Origin of the sequence: Kitasatospora sp. NPDC048715, assembly GCF_043198905.1 — a bacterium.
GTDB lineage: Bacteria > Actinomycetota > Actinomycetes > Streptomycetales > Streptomycetaceae > Kitasatospora > Kitasatospora lactacystinica.
Genome location: NZ_JBICVH010000014.1, coordinates 148081 through 161933 on the forward strand (window position 1 = coordinate 148081; position 13853 = coordinate 161933).

The following is a 13853-nucleotide window of genomic DNA, read 5'->3' on the forward strand; positions in this document are numbered from 1 at the left end:
CGGCGTTTCGGTCCCTACTCCCAGGGCTTCCATTTGCCGGTGTCGATCTCGACGTCAAAGGGCTTCGGCAGCCGGACGGTCTCACCGAACTTCCACTCGCCCAGCACCTCGTACGTTCCCTCGCCCCGGTTCGGCTCCCCGAACAGGGTGACACCGGACTGCCGCGGGTCGCGGTCCACCAGCAGGTAGTAGGGCACTCCGCCCCGGGCGTACCCGTTCCACTTGGTGGACTTGATCTGCCGACCGAACATCGGGCGGCGGTCGTAGCGGGCATTGGACGGGGAGGTCACCTCGACCGCCATGCCGATGTCGTCCGGGTGGAGGCGGGAGACGTCTCCGTTCAGAGCCCGCTCCTCCACCTCGGTGCCCACGATGACGAGGTCCGGGATGTAGCCGTCACCGATCTCCACCAGGTCCAGATTGACCGTCTGCAGTGCCCTCCACGGGAAGGCCGGATCCGAACCCAGGGCCAGCGTGAACCGTCGCTCAATGTGCGAGAGGAACACCGCATGAGTAACTGCCGACGCCGGTGACACGACGAACTCCCCTCCGATGACCTCGACCCGAGTGCCGTCGTCCGGAATCCGCAGATACCCCTGGAGCTCGCCCCGGACCCACATGGCGTACGGCGAGTCGGGCAACGTCCAGTGCCCGGTTGCTTCCACAGCCATTACGTCGCTCCCTCCACGGTCGCGGCTCCAGCCTGGCCGCCCGGTCGCAGATATACCACTGCCGCACAAACCTTTCCCTCGAAGGAGAGGTTCGCGCGGCAGCAGGTTGACGATCGGCGAACGTCCTCAGACGTTGAAGCCGAGGGCGCGGAGCTGGTCGCGGCCGTCGTCGGTGATCTTGTCCGGGCCCCACGGCGGCATCCAGACCCAGTTGATGCGCAGGTCCTGCACCAGGCCGTCGGTGGCGGTCTTGGCCTGGTCCTCGATGACGTCGGTCAGCGGGCAGGCCGCCGAGGTGAGCGTCATGTCGATGGTGGCCACGTCGGACTCGTCGATGTGGATGCCGTAGATCAGGCCCAGGTTGGGGTTCACCCGCCGCCGGGTGGACACCCGCGCGCCATCTGCTTCGTTGAGCAGGTTCACCGCCGTTCCCCGCCATCCACCCCCACCCCCCGCCCCCCGCCGCGCGTCGCACGGCCAGGGGGCGCATAAGCGATCTTTCGGACACGCTCGGGGCCGGCCCTCAGCCTTCGTCTTCGCTGAGACGAGGTAGTCACGTCCAGTCGCAGCCGAGGAAGAAGCGCCGTGCAACCACTGTGCGGCGTGGCCCTACGGGCGGGTCGCTCCGTGCTCCAGGTAGACGGTCTCGAACTGGGTCCTGGCCACGCGGGCGGCGCGGACGCGGCGGGCGAGGCGCGGGATGAGGAGGTCGTCGAGCTGGTCGGCGGCGTGGAAGGCGTACTCGCCGATCTCCACCCGGTCGACGGTGATGCTGTCGAGCTCGTCGGCGGGAAGGATGCCACCGTCGAAGACGAAGAGCAGCTTGTCGCCCTCGGTGGGGTGAGGTGCCCAGTCGGCGACGAGCAGGCGCCCGATCGGCGGGGTGATGCCGAGCTCCTCCTTGACCTCCCGGGCCGCGCCCTCGCTCGGGGTCTCGCCGGCGTGCAGGTAGCCGCCGGGGATCTCCCAGCCGGGCTTGTAGGTCGGCTGCACGAGGAGGACACGGTCGTCCTCGTCGAAGAAGAGCACGCCGGCGGCGGTGCGGGGCCGGGCCACGACCTCGTGAGGCTGGGAGTCGCTCATGGCGACGACTGTAGCCGCCCGACCCCGCCACGTGACGATCTTGAGCCGCTGTGCGACGCCCGCCGGCAAACAGCTGGGTTTGCCGCGCTGTTGGCGGACCCAGTTGGTCACCAGGTGTCGGGGATGAAGTGGTAGCGGACTTGCTCGGGGGCGATTTCGAGTGTGTGCCGTACCCGGCGTTCGAGCGGCAGGGTCGAGGAGTCCACGCGCGGCCCTGGGTCGAGGGCGATCTGGACGTCGCGGAGCTCCATGGCGGTCGAGATCCGGTGGATGGCCACGTTGGTGGGCCCGAAGGCCGTCCACATGTGGTTGGCGTCGTGGCCGAGGAGATGGTGACGCCCGAGGCTCAGTGGATCGGGCGGATCATCGCGGTCAGCCGGGGCGACTCCGGAGAGGGCTGTTGCGCGTTGAACGCCTGGTAGCCCCACATCTCGTAGAGCCGCTGGACCTTGCCGTCTCCGGCGAGCGGGTTGACCAGGAGGGTGACACGGCCCTCAACGCGGCGGCGCAGCAGGTCGTCGTGGATTCGGCGGGCGGCACCCGTGCCCCGCCATGGGCTCCGGACGCCGATTTCCTTGATGGCCAGAGCCGGGGCTTCGGTGTAGCCCTCTGGAAGGGGCTCGGTCATGCGCTTCCAGTACCGGTCGCTCGCCTCGACCGTGTTGCCATAGGCGTAGCCGACCGGTACCTCGCCGTCGTAGCCGAGGACGAGCTCGAAGCCGGGCTCGGTGGCATGCCGGTCGAGGCGTTCGGCGAACACGTCGACGCGGTAGTTCGGCAGGTGCAGCAGTGGGGCCCGCACGTCGGTGTACACGTCCAGCAGGTCCTGCCGGGCCCCGGGGGGCAGGGTGGTGTGGTGACGGAGTTCGACGGTCACGCGGTGGTCCTCCAGGTGTTGTGGGCGTACGCCGTCCAAGTGTGGTCCGGGCCACTACCGCCGGCCCGCCCGTTCAGCGAGTTGCCGAAGGCGGCCAGCATCCGGGTGACGCGGGGATGCGCGGAGTCCTCGACCGGGACGGACATGGCGGTTGCGATCGCGGGCTCCAGATCGCCCTGCCCGAGCTGGGCGCGGGCGAGCCGGACTGTGGTGATCGCTCGGGACCTCTGCATGGTGTCGCGCCGCTGGGCGATGCTGCGGTGCGCGTGTGCTTCCGCGTCCTCCCAGTTCCCGGCCGCGAGGTGGGCGGCGAGGGCGAGGGAGTCGAGTTCGGACTGGTCGTAGAAGGCGGTGATCCACACCGGTCGGGAGACGTCGAGGTCGGCCCGGTTGAGGGCGTCCTGTGCGTGCCCGATGGACCGACGGACCGCGTTGGAGTCCCCGGTCAGGCCGTGGATGGCCGCGTGGCGGGCGTGTCCGAGAGAGGCGAACAGCGGGTCACGTCGGGCGATCGGTAGGCTGCGGGCGACCTCATTGGCGGCGAGCGCGTCGCCTGTCTGCCCGAGGTGCCGGTACAGGCTCCCCGCGTGGGACCAGATGCGGAACTGGATGCCGGAGTCGCCGGACATCGCCGCCAGGGTGGCTGCCTTCTGGTGGTGTTCGAGGGCGGCGTCGAAGCGACGGCCGTCGATCGCGGCCCACATCGCCGAGGACATGAACGATGCCGCGCACGCGTACAGCTGGGCCCGGACCCGCTGGGTCGCGGTGCCGTTCTTCTGCAGGCCGAGGGCTTCCTCGGCGAGCGCGGTCGCCCTGGTCTCGATGCTGAGCCGACCGCCGTGGCGGTGGTCGCTGGCGATGACCTCGGCGAAGCGGGCCTGCAGTCTCCGCACGTCACCGACGCCGATCCGGCCGCCCGCCGCCACGGCAGGGGGGCTCGTGAGCACGGTCACGGCCGCGCCTCCGGCCGCAGCTATGAAGTCGCGTCGCCTCACGTCGTCCTCCGGTGTGGTGCGGGCCCGCCCGGTCGGGACGAAGCCCAGGTCTTCGGGCGCACATGCGAATACTGCCCTGAGTGCGAGGCGGATCTTCACGGGCGGCCACCGGGTCGCGCCGGTCAGCCAGTTGTGCACCGTACGCTCTGACACGGAGCCGAGCTTCCCCGTGAGGGCCCTGATCTCGGTGTTCACTTCGCGTGCCAACTCGGCCTTGGTCATGCGGCGTTCGGACATCCGGAGGCGGAGCGGGACATTGGCCAGCATGCGGCCAACGTAGTCGTGTTGTTACGTCCGTACAGAGGGCCGGGTAATGGGACGGTCAAGTTTTCCGGTCGAGATGGACCAGAGTGCCTGCAACTTTGCCTCACTGTACGACCTATGACGGTCGTTCACTGATTGCACGCCGCTCGGCCCCGGGCGGCCCCGGCGCAAGATCCCGCCCCGTGAACGGCCGTGCGCCGGCTCAGTCTCCACCCTTGGAGGAGCAGCATGATGCACTCCCCGGCCCGATATCGGCGCCGCATCGCCCGTCGTCCGAGGACGGTCGTTGTCCAAGCCGACTCTTTCTGCAACCTGGATTGCGCCTACTGCTACCTACCCGACCGCAAGCGGCGGGCCCTCATGTCGGTCGCGATCGCCGAGGCGGTAGCCCGTTCCGTCGCCGAGTTCGCCGATACCGCATCACCGGGGCCGGTCGAGGTGGTCTGGCACGCCGGCGAACCACTGGCCGTTGGCCGTACGCGGCTCGCGGAGCTGCTGGCCCCGTTCGAACCGTTGCGGCAGGCCGGGTTGGTCGAGCACTCGGTGCAGACCAACGCCGTACTGATCACCCCGGCCTGGTGCGACTTCCTCACCGCGTACGAGTTCCGCGTCGGGGTGAGCGTCGACGGCCCTTCCGCCCTCAACCGCTGGCGCGTGGACTGGTCCGGACGCCCGACCTTCGACCGGATCATGAAGGGCGTTGGGTGCCTGCGCGAGTACGGCGTACGGTTCTCGGCGATCGCGGTCGTCAGCGCGGAGAGCATCGGCGACCCCGAGGGCCTGCTCGACTTCATGGCCGACCTCGGTTGCCACATGGTGGGTCTGAACATGGAGGAAAGGGAAGGCGTCAACACCGACCGGGCGGTTCCCTCCGCCGAACAGGCCCGCGCGTTCTGGCGCCGCACCATTGCCTGGTCACGCCGCAACCGCGACCTGACCATCCGCGAGATCGACCGACTCGGCGGCTACCTGCGGGACGTCCGCGCCGGACACCGGGCCGCCTGGGACCGCGTGTTGATCGACCCGATCCCGACCGTCGCCTCCAATGGCGACGTCGTCCTGCTTTCGCCCGAACTCGCTGGAATCACCGACCCTGCCTACGAGGACTTCCGGGCCGGGAACGTCCTGGAGCGGAGCATCGGCTCAATGCTGGACCGCGCCCACCGCCTGCGCTATGTGCGCGAGTTTCTGACCGGCCTGGACGCGTGTGAGGCCACCTGCGACCTCTTCGACTTCTGCCGAGGGGCCCAGGCCGGCAATCGCTACTTCGAGAACGGCCGCCTGGACACCACGGAGACGAACTACTGCCGCGTGTCCCGGCAGGCCCTGGTCACCGCCCTGTCCGATACCGTCCAAGAGGAGAAAGTCGCATGACCCTGCTCGAACTGCTGGCCGCCAGCAACACTGCCGTCGTCGCCGACCTCACCGGCGTCAACGTGACGGCCCCCACCGCCGGGCCGTTCGACAACCGGCCCACCTGGGACAACAACGGGCCGAAGTTCGACAACCGGCCTACCTGGGACAACTGGTCGAACAAGAACAAGCGTAAGTAGCGCTACCCCGGACCACCCCGGGCCCACACCAGCTGGTGCGGGCCCGGCCCGACCTTCGAGAGAGCGGAGCCTCCCATGGGCGGCATCACCTTCGGCCGTGTCACCGTGACCCTGCCCCACCTGAACGAGCCCGGGCTCTACTTGTCCAACGTCACGACCCTGGACTCCGCCCGGGGCATCGTCCAGGACTTCCAGTACGGCGACGCCGACCTGCGGGCCCTGGATCTCGCCGAGACCCGCCTCGTCACCGGCCGCGTCTCCAACCTGCGGGTCGACCGCGTGCAGCTCGACCAGGTCCGCCTCGACTCCGTCGAGTTCGATACCTGCGACCTCGCCACCACTCGCATCACCGACAGCAAGCTCTCCCGCGTCGTCTTCCGCAACTGCAAGATCATGGGTGCCGGGCTCATCGGCGTGGCCCTGGACAACGTCCTCTTCGACAACTGCAAGTTCGACTACGCGACCTTTGAGCAGATCCGCGCCACCGGCGCGGTCGTCTTCTCCAAGTGCGGGCTCACCGAGGCGTCGTTCACTGGTTGCGACCTCGGCAGCGCGGTCCTCGACGCCTGCATCCTGCGGCTGACCGAGTTCGGCCGGGGCAAGTACCAGGGCCTCGATCTGCGAGGCAACAACCTCACCACACTGCGGGGCGTCGCCAACCTCGACAAGGTCCTCATCGACCGCACCCAGCAGGCCGAACTCGCCGAAGCCCTGGTCGCCGAGCTGGACGTGACCTTCGCTGACACCCTCGACGACCGGTAAACCCAGCCCGGGAGGAACCCGCGTGGCTCTCGCCATCGCCCACACCGATCCCGCCACCCTCATCGCCAGGTGTGACAGCACCGGCGTCCGCACCGCTCGCGGCGAGCCCGACTACGAGGACGGGGCCGTTCTCCCGGCCGGCCCCTGGCAGCCCCTCACCGCCGTGCTGGCGGCAGAACTCCGCCCGACCGAGCGGAGCGCCGACAGCGCGCTCGTGGAACTGGTGAAGCTGCCCGACGGCCCTCCACCGGCTACCCTCGCCACCCTCGCCGACCAACTCGGCGACCCCGACGCCGTCCACCTCGGCCAGGCCAGGAGCCCGGCCAAGACCCTCACCACCACCCCGAATTACCAGGACGGCCGCCGCATCGGCCTGCACATCGACAATTGGGACAGACTCCGCTGCCAGGCCAAGCACACCGGTCGCCGACGCCTGTGCTTCAACCTCGGTCCCGGAACCCGCTACCTCCTACTCAGTGGCCTCGACATCCGCGCCATCTGCCGCAATCTCCACGCCGACCCCGAGGACCGCTATCCGCACACCGACGACCTGCGGGCCTACGCCGCCCTCGGGCTGCCCCTGCGTGTCTTCCGGCTGCGGATCAACCCCGGCGAGGGCTACATCGCCCCCACCGAACTGCTGCCCCACGACGGCTCCACCGAGGACCAGCCCCAACCGTCCACCGCCGCGTTCTGGCTCGGCCACTGGCCACGTGGCGTCCTGGCCTCGCTGATCTGACACCGGCCCGTGCGAGCTGTTCCGCTGCCCGTGATGGTGGCAGCGCCGCGTCCGATCCCCATTCACGTTGGAGACTTTCATGGCTGCTGCGCCGCCGCAAAGCCCCCATCCGGTCACGCTTCGGCTGCCGATCGGCCCGACCTTCGACCAGGAGCTGTGCGGGCTCGTGCTCGACACCGCACCCCGCCTGTTCGCTGTCGTCCAGGTTTGGGGCGAGGGCCTCCCGGACATCGACGGGTGGGTCGTGGCCTGGGGAGTCGCCGACCACAGTGGGCGAGCGCACGTGATCAGCATCGACGGACAGGCGCGAATGACCCTCGCGTCTCCCGATCGGGCCTTGCGCCATTTCGCCGGGCGACCGGGGATCACCGCACGGCTGGTCTGGCTCGCACAGCCGAGTGCGGCAGCAGTGGATCGGACCGAAGCCGCCTGACCCTGGCCGGCCGACGCGAGCGGGCCGTGATGGACGCAGCGGGCTCGGGTCTTGGGGCCGAGCCCACCCGATTGGGCCGGGTGGGAGCGCTCCTGTGGCGTTGGTGCCGGCGACCCCGGCCTTCCTTGACCGGGGCCACCCCGAGGACGTCGCCTTCCTCGCCGGCCCCAGCGCTTCCTTCATCACCGGCCAGTCGTTGCACGTCGACGGCGGCCGGCTCCTCCACTGACCGGCCCATCCCACCGAACAGGAAGCAAGCCACCATGCAGCACCGCGTCCGCGCCGTACTCCTCACCCCGAACGACACCATGCTGTTGATCAAGCGCATCCGCCCCGGCATCGCCCCGTACTGGGTGATCGTCGGCGGCAGGATCGAGCCCACTGACGCCACCCCCGAGGAGGCCCTGCTGCGCGAGGTCCGCGAGGAGATCGCCGGCGAAGCCGAGATCGTCCGCCTCCTCTACACCGTCGAAGCCGGCGACGAGCGCCAGGAGTTCTACCTCGCCACCATCGAGAAGTGGAACTTCGAGGACCGCACCGGTCCCGAGTTCAGCCAGGAAGGCCGAGGCGAGTACCTCCTGGAGGAGATCCCCCTCACAATCGAAGCCCTCGACGCGGTCAACCTCCTGCCCCACGAGTTCGCCACGGCCCTCCGCGAGGCCGTCGAACGTGGGGACCTCCTCGCCGCCGGGTAACCACAGGCCGGTAGCCGTATCAGCGCACTGGGTGTCACAAACACCTCACGCAGCGTCAAGTGCCGTGGTACGTTCCGCATTCCAAGAGAAAACAGGCGACCCCGGCGGTGCTGGTAACACCCCGGGGTCCGGCAACAGGAGCTGAATCTCCCGATGCGCGTCCATCGTAGCGCCCACGTGCGCAACTTCACCGTGCTGCCCAACGCCGTGCTTCAGTACCGGCGGTTGAGCTACACCGCCCGCGGCCTGCTCGCGGATCTCCTCTCCCGCCCCGACGGCTGGCGGGAGGACGGTCGGCACATGGCCGACTCCAGCCCGCAGGGGCGCGGAGCGATCCGCAAGGCCCTGAAGGAGCTGACCGACGCGGGCTTCTACCGCGTTGAGAAGATCCGCATGCCGGACGGCACCATCCGCACCGAGACCCACGTGTACGACACACCATGGTTCGCGCCGGATGTCACCCGTCCGGCGCCCGGTGGAGCGGCCACCGGGCGCGCTGGCAGCCCTGTTGTAAAGGACCGGCAGCAAGAACCCACCCTCCCCGCGAGTCCGGCCGATGACGTCGAATCAGAAGGACGGGAGGAGGATTTCGAGACCGAAGAGGTCCGCGAGGCGGTCGCCACGCTGTTCCGGGTGATCCGCCCCGAGCCCCGACTGCGCCTGGGCGAGGCCGAAGCCGCCGAACTCGCGCCCCTCGTCGCACAGTGGCTGCAGCGCGGCGCGGCCCACACCGACCTCGCCCAGGCCCTGCTGCCGGGCCTGCCCACCCCGGTGCACTCGGCGGCCGCCGTGCTCCGCTACCGCCTGGAGCACAAGATGCCGCCCGCGCGGCCCGCCGCACGGCCACCAGCCCGGTACTCCGAGTGCGCCAAGTGCCACGACCCCGTGCCCCGACCGGGCATCTGCCGCCCGTGCGCCGGCCTGACAACCCGATCCCTCACGGTCGGCCAGGGGGCGGACGTGGCAGCCGCGGGTGCCGCCCGGGTCCGAACCGCACTGCGCTCCGCGATGACCGGCAGTCGACCTGCACACATCGCCGCCTGAACCACGTCGCCCTGCTCCATCAGCGCCGCGCGCCGCCTGGCCGGGCGGCGCGCCGCGAGGGCCGGGGCGGGCACCCGCCGGCAGGCGGGTGGGGGGTGGATGGTGGGGAACGGCGGTGAACCTGCTCAACGAAGCAGATCACGCGCGGGTGTTCACCCGGCGGCGGGCGAAGCGGGGCGCGGAAACGCCGCTGCCGCGCGAACCCCTCGGTTCGCGCGGCAGCAGGTTGACGATCGGCGAACGTCCTCAGACGTTGAAGCCGAGGGCGCGGAGCTGGTCGCGGCCGTCGTCGGTGATCTTGTCCGGGCCCCACGGCGGCATCCAGACCCAGTTGATGCGCAGGTCCTGCACCAGGCCGTCGGTGGCGGTCTTGGCCTGGTCCTCGATGACGTCGGTCAGCGGGCAGGCCGCCGAGGTGAGCGTCATGTCGATGGTGGCCACGTCGGACTCGTCGATGTGGATGCCGTAGATCAGGCCCAGGTTGACGACGTCGATGCCCAGTTCGGGGTCGACGACGTCCATCAGGGCCTCGGTCAGGTCCTCGACCGAGACCGTGCCGGCGGTGGTGCCGACGATGAGACCGGTCTGCTGCTCCGCAGCGGGGGCCTCGGTGCCGGTGGTGGTGGTGGTGGTGCTCTCGTCACTCATGGTCTTGTCCTCCTCTGCGGGGTCAGTCGTTCACGGCGGGGTTGTGGGCGAGCGCCTGGGCGGTGGCGTCCTTCCAGGCCATCCAGCTGAGCAGGGCGCACTTGACCCGGGCCGGGTACTTGGAGACGCCGGCGAACGCGACCGCGTCCTCCAGCACCTCCTCGTCGCCCTCGCCCTGGCCCTTGCTCTGCATCAGCTCCAGGAAGGCCTCCTGGACCGCCTGCGCCTCGCCCACGGTCTTGCCGACCACCAGGTCGTTGAGCACCGAGGCGCTCGCCTGGCTGATCGAACAGCCCTGCGACTCGTACGAGACGTCGGTGACGGTGGCGCCGTCGAGCTTCACCCGCAGGGTGATCTCGTCGCCGCACGTCGGGTTGACGTGGTGCACCTCGGCGTCACCGTCCCGCAGCCCCTTGCCGTGCGGGTTGCGGTAGTGGTCCAGGATGATGTCCTGGTACATCGAGTCGAGCTTCATGGTCGTCCTGCCCCGTCCCTCAGCCGAAGAAGTTCCGGACGTGGTGCAGGCCGTCGATCAGCGCGTCGACCTCGCCCGGCGTCGAGTACAGATAGAACGACGCCCGCGTGGTCGCCGGAATTCCGTACCGCAGGCACACCGGCCGCGCGCAGTGGTGGCCGACGCGCACGGCGATGCCCTGCTCGTCCAGCACCTGGCCCACGTCGTGCGGGTGGATGTCGCCGAGGGTGAAGGAGATCGCGGCACCGCGGTCCACGGCCGTGCGCGGGCCGATGATCCGCAGGTCGGGGACCTCCAGCAGCCGCTCGACGGCGTACTCGGTGATCGCGTGCTCGTGCGCCGCGATCTTCTCCATGCCGATGCCCTGGAGGTAGTCGATGGCCGCGCCGAGCCCGACCGCCTGGGCGATCGGCGGGGTGCCGGCCTCGAACTTGTGGGGCGCCGGGGCGTAGGTGGACGAGCCCATGGTGACGGTCTCGATCATCTCGCCGCCGCCGAGGAACGGCGGGAGGTCCTCCAGCAGCTCCTGGCGGCCCCAGAGCACGCCGATGCCGGTCGGGGCCAGCATCTTGTGGCCGGTGAAGGCGACGAAGTCGGCCTCCAGCGCCTGCACGTCCAGCACCATGTGCGGCGCGGCCTGCGAGGCGTCGATGACGACCAGCGCGCCGACCGACTGGGCCTTGCGGACGATCGTCTCGACCGGGTTGATCGTGCCGAGCAGGTTGGAGACCAGGGTGAAGGAGACCACCTTGGTCTTCTCGGTGATCAGCTCGTCGATGTTCGACAGGTCGAGCCGGCCCTCGTCGGTCAGCCCGAACCACTTGAGCTTCGCGCCGCTGCGCTGCGACAGCAGCTGCCAGGGGACGATGTTGGAGTGGTGCTCCATCTCCGTGATGACGATCTCGGAGTCGGCGTCCACCCGGTAGGGCTCGTCGGCCCAGGCCAGCATGTTGGCGACGAGGTTGAGCGACTCCGAGGCGTTCTTGGTGAAGATCACCTCGTTGCGGCTCGGCGCGTTGACGAAGGCCGCGACCTTGTCCCGGGCGCCCTCGTACAGCGCCGTGGCCTCCTCGGCGAGCACGTGCACGCCGCGGTGGACGTTGGCGTTGTGCCGCTCGTAGTAGGCGTTCAGGGCGTCCAGCACCTGGCGCGGCTTCTGCGAGGTGGCCGCGTTGTCCAGGTAGACCAGCGGCTTGTCGTCGTGCAGCACCCGCTGGAGGACCGGGAAGTCCTTGCGGATCGCGTCGGTGTCGAGCAGTCCCGCAAACGGATGGGTCACTCGGACGCGCCCCCCTTCACATACGACTCGTAGCCCTCTTCCTCCAGCTTGTCGGCCAGCTCGGCGCCGCCGGACTCGACGATGCGGCCGCCCGCGAAGACGTGGACGTGGTCGGGCTTGATGTACCGCAGGATGCGGGTGTAGTGGGTCACCAGCAGGGTGCCGACCTCGCCGGTCGAGCGGACCCGGTTGATGCCCTCGGAGACGACCCGCAGCGCGTCGACGTCGAGGCCGGAGTCGGTCTCGTCGAGGATCGCGATCTTCGGCTTGAGCAGCTCCAGCTGGAGGATCTCGTGGCGCTTCTTCTCACCGCCGGAGAAGCCCTCGTTGACGTTGCGCTCGGCGAAGGCCGGGTCCATCTGGAGGGCGGCCATCGCCTCCTTGACCTCCTTCACCCACAGCCGCAGCTTGGGGGCCTCGCCGCGGACGGCGGTGGCGGCGGTGCGCAGGAAGTTGGAGACCGAGACGCCGGGGACCTCGACCGGGTACTGCATGGCCAGGAAGACGCCGGCCTTGGCGCGCTCGTCGACGGACATCTCCAGGACGTCCTCGCCGTCCAGCAGCACCGAGCCGCCGGTGACGGTGTACTTGGGGTGGCCGGCCAGCGAGTAGGCGAGGGTGGACTTGCCGGAGCCGTTCGGACCCATGATGGCGTGGGTCTCGCCCTGCTTCACGGTCAGGTCCACGCCCTTCAGGATCTCGCGCGGGCCGTTCTCGGCGTCCACGGAGACGTGCAGGTCGCGGATTTCAAGGGTTGCCATGTGTACTCAGGACTCCTGGTTGACGGAGACGAGCACATCGTCCCCTTCGATCTTTACGGGGTAGACAGCGACCGGCTTGGTGGCGGGCAGGCCGGACGGCTTGCCGGTGCGCAGGTCGAAGCTGGAGCCGTGCAGCCAGCACTCGATCATGCAGTCCTCGACCTCGCCCTCGGAGAGCGAGACGTTCGCGTGCGAGCAGGTGTCGTTGACCGCGAACACCCCCTCGTCGGTGCGGACGACGGAGACCGGCACGCCGTTGAGGTCCACGCGCTTGGGAACGTCCTCCTGGAGGTCGCTCAGCGCGCAGGCACGGAGGAAGGTCATCGCGTTCAGACCGCCGATTCCAGCTCGGCGTCGATCTTCTCCATGAGCTGGTCCTGGACCTCGGCCACGCCGATCTGCTGGAGCAGCTCGGCGAAGAAGCCGCGCACGACCAGGCGGCGCGCCTCGTCGGCCGGGATGCCGCGGGCCTGCAGGTAGAACAGCTGCTCGTCGTCGAAGCGGCCGGTCGCCGAGGCGTGGCCGGCGCCGACGATCTCGCCGGTCTCGATCTCCAGGTTCGGGATCGAGTCGACCCGGGCGCCGTCGGTGAGCACCAGGTTCCGGTTGAGCTCGTAGGTGTCGGTGCCGACCGCGGCGGCGCGGATCAGCACGTCGCCGACCCAGACCGCGTGCGCGTCCTGGCCCTGGAGCGCGCCCTTGTACGCCACGTTCGACCGGCAGTGCGGCGTGTCGTGGTCGATCACCAGGCGGTGCTCCAGGTGCTGGCCGGCGTCGGCGAAGTAGAGGCCGAACAGCTCGGCCTCGCCGCCGGGGCCCGCGTAGGTGACCCGCGGGTGCAGGCGGACCAGGTCGCCGCCGAAGGTGACGACCACGGACTTGAAGGAGGCGTCCCGGCCGATCAGCGCGTTGTGCTGGGCGGCGTGGACGGCGTCGCGCTCCCAGTCCTGCACGGAGACGAAGGTGAGCTTGGCGCCCTCGCCGACCAGCAGCTCGACGTTGGCGGCCCGGGTGCCGGTGCCCTCGTGGTTCAGCACCACGACGGCCTCGGCGAACGGCTTGACGTCGATCACCACGTGGGCGAAGCGGACGCCGCCCTCGCCGCGCACGTCGATCCTGACCGGCTCGGCGAGCACCGACTCCTTGGGGACGGTGACCACCAGCGCCTGCTCGAAGGCGCTGAACGCCTGCGCGGCGACCCGGTCGACCGGCTTGCCGGCCTTGCCCAGGCGGGCGTCGTCCCGGCCGACGGTCTCGGCGGTGACGCCGTCCGGCAGCGTGAACTCGACCTTGTCCTCACCGCGCGGGGCGGAGGCGGCGGTGCCGTCGTGCAGCCCGCCGAGGCGGTGCAGCGGGGTGAACCGCCAGTCCTCCTCGCGGCCGGTGGGCACCGGGAAGTCGTTCACGTCGAAGGACGGCTTGACCGCGACGCGCGCGTCGATCGGCTGCTGGACCGCGGTGCGGCCGGTGCCGGGGCCGGCGAGCTGCGCGCCCGCGCCGGCGGTGCCGACCTCGATCGACCCGGCGGTGGTGGAGCCGGTGGTGTTCTGCTCAGCCATGGCTGTTCGTAGTGC

20 protein-coding genes are annotated in these 13853 nt (G+C 69.8%); 8 read left to right on the forward strand and 12 right to left on the reverse strand.

Annotated features, from left to right (window positions below):
* Positions 1-14 precede the first annotated feature (14 nt).
* The 6 genes from ACGFSC_RS25605 to ACGFSC_RS25630 all read right to left on the reverse strand — a co-directional run bounded on the left by ACGFSC_RS25605 (position 15) and on the right by ACGFSC_RS25630 (position 3584).
* Positions 15-671 carry a Uma2 family endonuclease gene (locus ACGFSC_RS25605; RefSeq protein WP_359905346.1) on the reverse strand — a complete coding sequence of 219 codons (657 nt, stop codon included), beginning with the start codon at positions 669-671 and terminating at the stop codon, positions 15-17.
* 126 nt (positions 672-797) lie between these two features.
* Positions 798-1094, reverse strand: a complete 297-nt coding sequence (locus ACGFSC_RS25610; protein WP_359905344.1) for a metal-sulfur cluster assembly factor — start codon at positions 1092-1094, stop codon at positions 798-800.
* 186 nt (positions 1095-1280) lie between these two features.
* A complete protein-coding gene (locus ACGFSC_RS25615; protein WP_359905342.1) occupies positions 1281-1754 on the reverse strand; it encodes an NUDIX hydrolase in 474 nt (157 codons plus the stop codon).
* Positions 1755-1861: 107 nt separating this feature from the next.
* Complete coding sequence (locus ACGFSC_RS25620; RefSeq protein ID WP_359905340.1) at positions 1862-2059, reverse strand: hypothetical protein; 198 nt, start codon at positions 2057-2059, stop codon at positions 1862-1864.
* A gap of 41 nt (positions 2060-2100) precedes the next feature.
* Positions 2101-2631 carry a GNAT family N-acetyltransferase gene (locus ACGFSC_RS25625; RefSeq protein ID WP_359905338.1) on the reverse strand — a complete coding sequence of 177 codons (531 nt, stop codon included), beginning with the start codon at positions 2629-2631 and terminating at the stop codon, positions 2101-2103.
* Positions 2628-3584 (reverse strand): hypothetical protein, encoded by a 957-nt coding sequence (locus tag ACGFSC_RS25630; protein ID WP_359905336.1) that lies wholly within the window; start codon positions 3582-3584, stop codon positions 2628-2630. Before ACGFSC_RS25630 ends, ACGFSC_RS25625 begins: the two co-directional genes overlap by 4 nt.
* 534 nt (positions 3585-4118) lie before the next feature.
* Between ACGFSC_RS25630 and amcB the strand changes: the two genes are divergently transcribed.
* The 8 genes from amcB (at position 4119) to ACGFSC_RS25670 (ending at position 9116) form a co-directional block, all read left to right on the forward strand.
* Positions 4119-5264, forward strand: coding sequence for a cyclophane-forming radical SAM peptide maturase AmcB (gene amcB / locus ACGFSC_RS25635; RefSeq protein ID WP_359905334.1), 1146 nt, complete (start codon positions 4119-4121; stop codon positions 5262-5264).
* Positions 5261-5443, forward strand: a complete 183-nt coding sequence (gene amcA / locus ACGFSC_RS25640; RefSeq protein WP_359905332.1) for a multiple cyclophane-containing RiPP AmcA — start codon at positions 5261-5263, stop codon at positions 5441-5443. Before amcB ends, amcA begins: the two co-directional genes overlap by 4 nt.
* Before the next feature lie 75 nt (positions 5444-5518).
* Positions 5519-6205 carry a pentapeptide repeat-containing protein gene (locus tag ACGFSC_RS25645; protein WP_359905330.1) on the forward strand — a complete coding sequence of 229 codons (687 nt, stop codon included), beginning with the start codon at positions 5519-5521 and terminating at the stop codon, positions 6203-6205.
* Positions 6206-6227: 22 nt separating this feature from the next.
* Entirely contained in the window at positions 6228-6944 is a 717-nt protein-coding gene (locus tag ACGFSC_RS25650; RefSeq protein ID WP_359905328.1) for a hypothetical protein, read from the forward strand.
* 79 nt (positions 6945-7023) lie between these two features.
* On the forward strand, positions 7024-7377 hold the full coding sequence (locus ACGFSC_RS25655; protein ID WP_359905325.1) for a hypothetical protein: 354 nt from the start codon (positions 7024-7026) through the stop codon (positions 7375-7377).
* A 94-nt stretch (positions 7378-7471) separates the two neighbouring features.
* Positions 7472-7606 (forward strand): hypothetical protein, encoded by a 135-nt coding sequence (locus ACGFSC_RS25660; RefSeq protein WP_359905322.1) that lies wholly within the window; start codon positions 7472-7474, stop codon positions 7604-7606.
* 34 nt (positions 7607-7640) lie between these two features.
* Positions 7641-8072: an NUDIX domain-containing protein gene (locus ACGFSC_RS25665; protein WP_359905319.1), complete on the forward strand. Its 432-nt coding sequence runs from the start codon at positions 7641-7643 to the stop codon at positions 8070-8072.
* A gap of 153 nt (positions 8073-8225) precedes the next feature.
* A complete protein-coding gene (locus ACGFSC_RS25670) occupies positions 8226-9116 on the forward strand; it encodes a hypothetical protein (protein WP_359905316.1) in 891 nt (296 codons plus the stop codon).
* Between the two features lie 246 nt (positions 9117-9362).
* Here the strand turns inward: ACGFSC_RS25670 and ACGFSC_RS25675 are convergent, their stop codons facing one another.
* The 6 genes from ACGFSC_RS25675 to sufD are packed head-to-tail and all read right to left on the reverse strand — an operon-like array spanning position 9363 to position 13838.
* Positions 9363-9764, reverse strand: coding sequence for a metal-sulfur cluster assembly factor (locus ACGFSC_RS25675; RefSeq protein WP_359905313.1), 402 nt, complete (start codon positions 9762-9764; stop codon positions 9363-9365).
* A 22-nt stretch (positions 9765-9786) separates the two neighbouring features.
* Positions 9787-10239, reverse strand: a complete 453-nt coding sequence (gene sufU / locus ACGFSC_RS25680) for a Fe-S cluster assembly sulfur transfer protein SufU (RefSeq protein WP_359905310.1) — start codon at positions 10237-10239, stop codon at positions 9787-9789.
* Between the two features lie 19 nt (positions 10240-10258).
* Entirely contained in the window at positions 10259-11518 is a 1260-nt protein-coding gene (locus ACGFSC_RS25685; RefSeq protein WP_359905307.1) for a cysteine desulfurase, read from the reverse strand.
* Complete coding sequence (gene sufC / locus ACGFSC_RS25690; protein ID WP_359905304.1) at positions 11515-12279, reverse strand: Fe-S cluster assembly ATPase SufC; 765 nt, start codon at positions 12277-12279, stop codon at positions 11515-11517. Before sufC ends, ACGFSC_RS25685 begins: the two co-directional genes overlap by 4 nt.
* A gap of 6 nt (positions 12280-12285) precedes the next feature.
* The gene (locus ACGFSC_RS25695; RefSeq protein WP_359905302.1) at positions 12286-12603 is read right to left on the reverse strand and encodes a bifunctional 3-phenylpropionate/cinnamic acid dioxygenase ferredoxin subunit; all 318 of its coding nucleotides are present in this window, start codon (positions 12601-12603) and stop codon (positions 12286-12288) included.
* Between the two features lie 5 nt (positions 12604-12608).
* On the reverse strand, positions 12609-13838 hold the full coding sequence (gene sufD / locus ACGFSC_RS25700) for a Fe-S cluster assembly protein SufD (protein ID WP_359905299.1): 1230 nt from the start codon (positions 13836-13838) through the stop codon (positions 12609-12611).
* Between the last annotated feature and the right edge of the window lie 15 nt (positions 13839-13853).

Coding starts and splice junctions, on each gene's coding strand:
- ACGFSC_RS25665 (WP_359905319.1), top strand. CDS start 7,641: ATGCAGCACCGCGTCCGCGCCGTACTCCTCACCCCGAACGACACCATG.
- ACGFSC_RS25620 (WP_359905340.1), bottom strand. CDS start 2,059: ATGTGGACGGCCTTCGGGCCCACCAACGTGGCCATCCACCGGATCTCG.
- sufC (WP_359905304.1), bottom strand. CDS start 12,279: ATGGCAACCCTTGAAATCCGCGACCTGCACGTCTCCGTGGACGCCGAG.
- ACGFSC_RS25615 (WP_359905342.1), bottom strand. CDS start 1,754: ATGAGCGACTCCCAGCCTCACGAGGTCGTGGCCCGGCCCCGCACCGCC.
- ACGFSC_RS25645 (WP_359905330.1), top strand. CDS start 5,519: ATGGGCGGCATCACCTTCGGCCGTGTCACCGTGACCCTGCCCCACCTG.
- sufU (WP_359905310.1), bottom strand. CDS start 10,239: ATGAAGCTCGACTCGATGTACCAGGACATCATCCTGGACCACTACCGC.
- amcA (WP_359905332.1), top strand. CDS start 5,261: ATGACCCTGCTCGAACTGCTGGCCGCCAGCAACACTGCCGTCGTCGCC.
- ACGFSC_RS25655 (WP_359905325.1), top strand. CDS start 7,024: ATGGCTGCTGCGCCGCCGCAAAGCCCCCATCCGGTCACGCTTCGGCTG.
- amcB (WP_359905334.1), top strand. CDS start 4,119: ATGATGCACTCCCCGGCCCGATATCGGCGCCGCATCGCCCGTCGTCCG.
- ACGFSC_RS25695 (WP_359905302.1), bottom strand. CDS start 12,603: ATGACCTTCCTCCGTGCCTGCGCGCTGAGCGACCTCCAGGAGGACGTT.
- sufD (WP_359905299.1), bottom strand. CDS start 13,838: ATGGCTGAGCAGAACACCACCGGCTCCACCACCGCCGGGTCGATCGAG.
- ACGFSC_RS25605 (WP_359905346.1), bottom strand. CDS start 671: ATGGCTGTGGAAGCAACCGGGCACTGGACGTTGCCCGACTCGCCGTAC.
- ACGFSC_RS25675 (WP_359905313.1), bottom strand. CDS start 9,764: ATGAGTGACGAGAGCACCACCACCACCACCACCGGCACCGAGGCCCCC.
- ACGFSC_RS25670 (WP_359905316.1), top strand. CDS start 8,226: ATGCGCGTCCATCGTAGCGCCCACGTGCGCAACTTCACCGTGCTGCCC.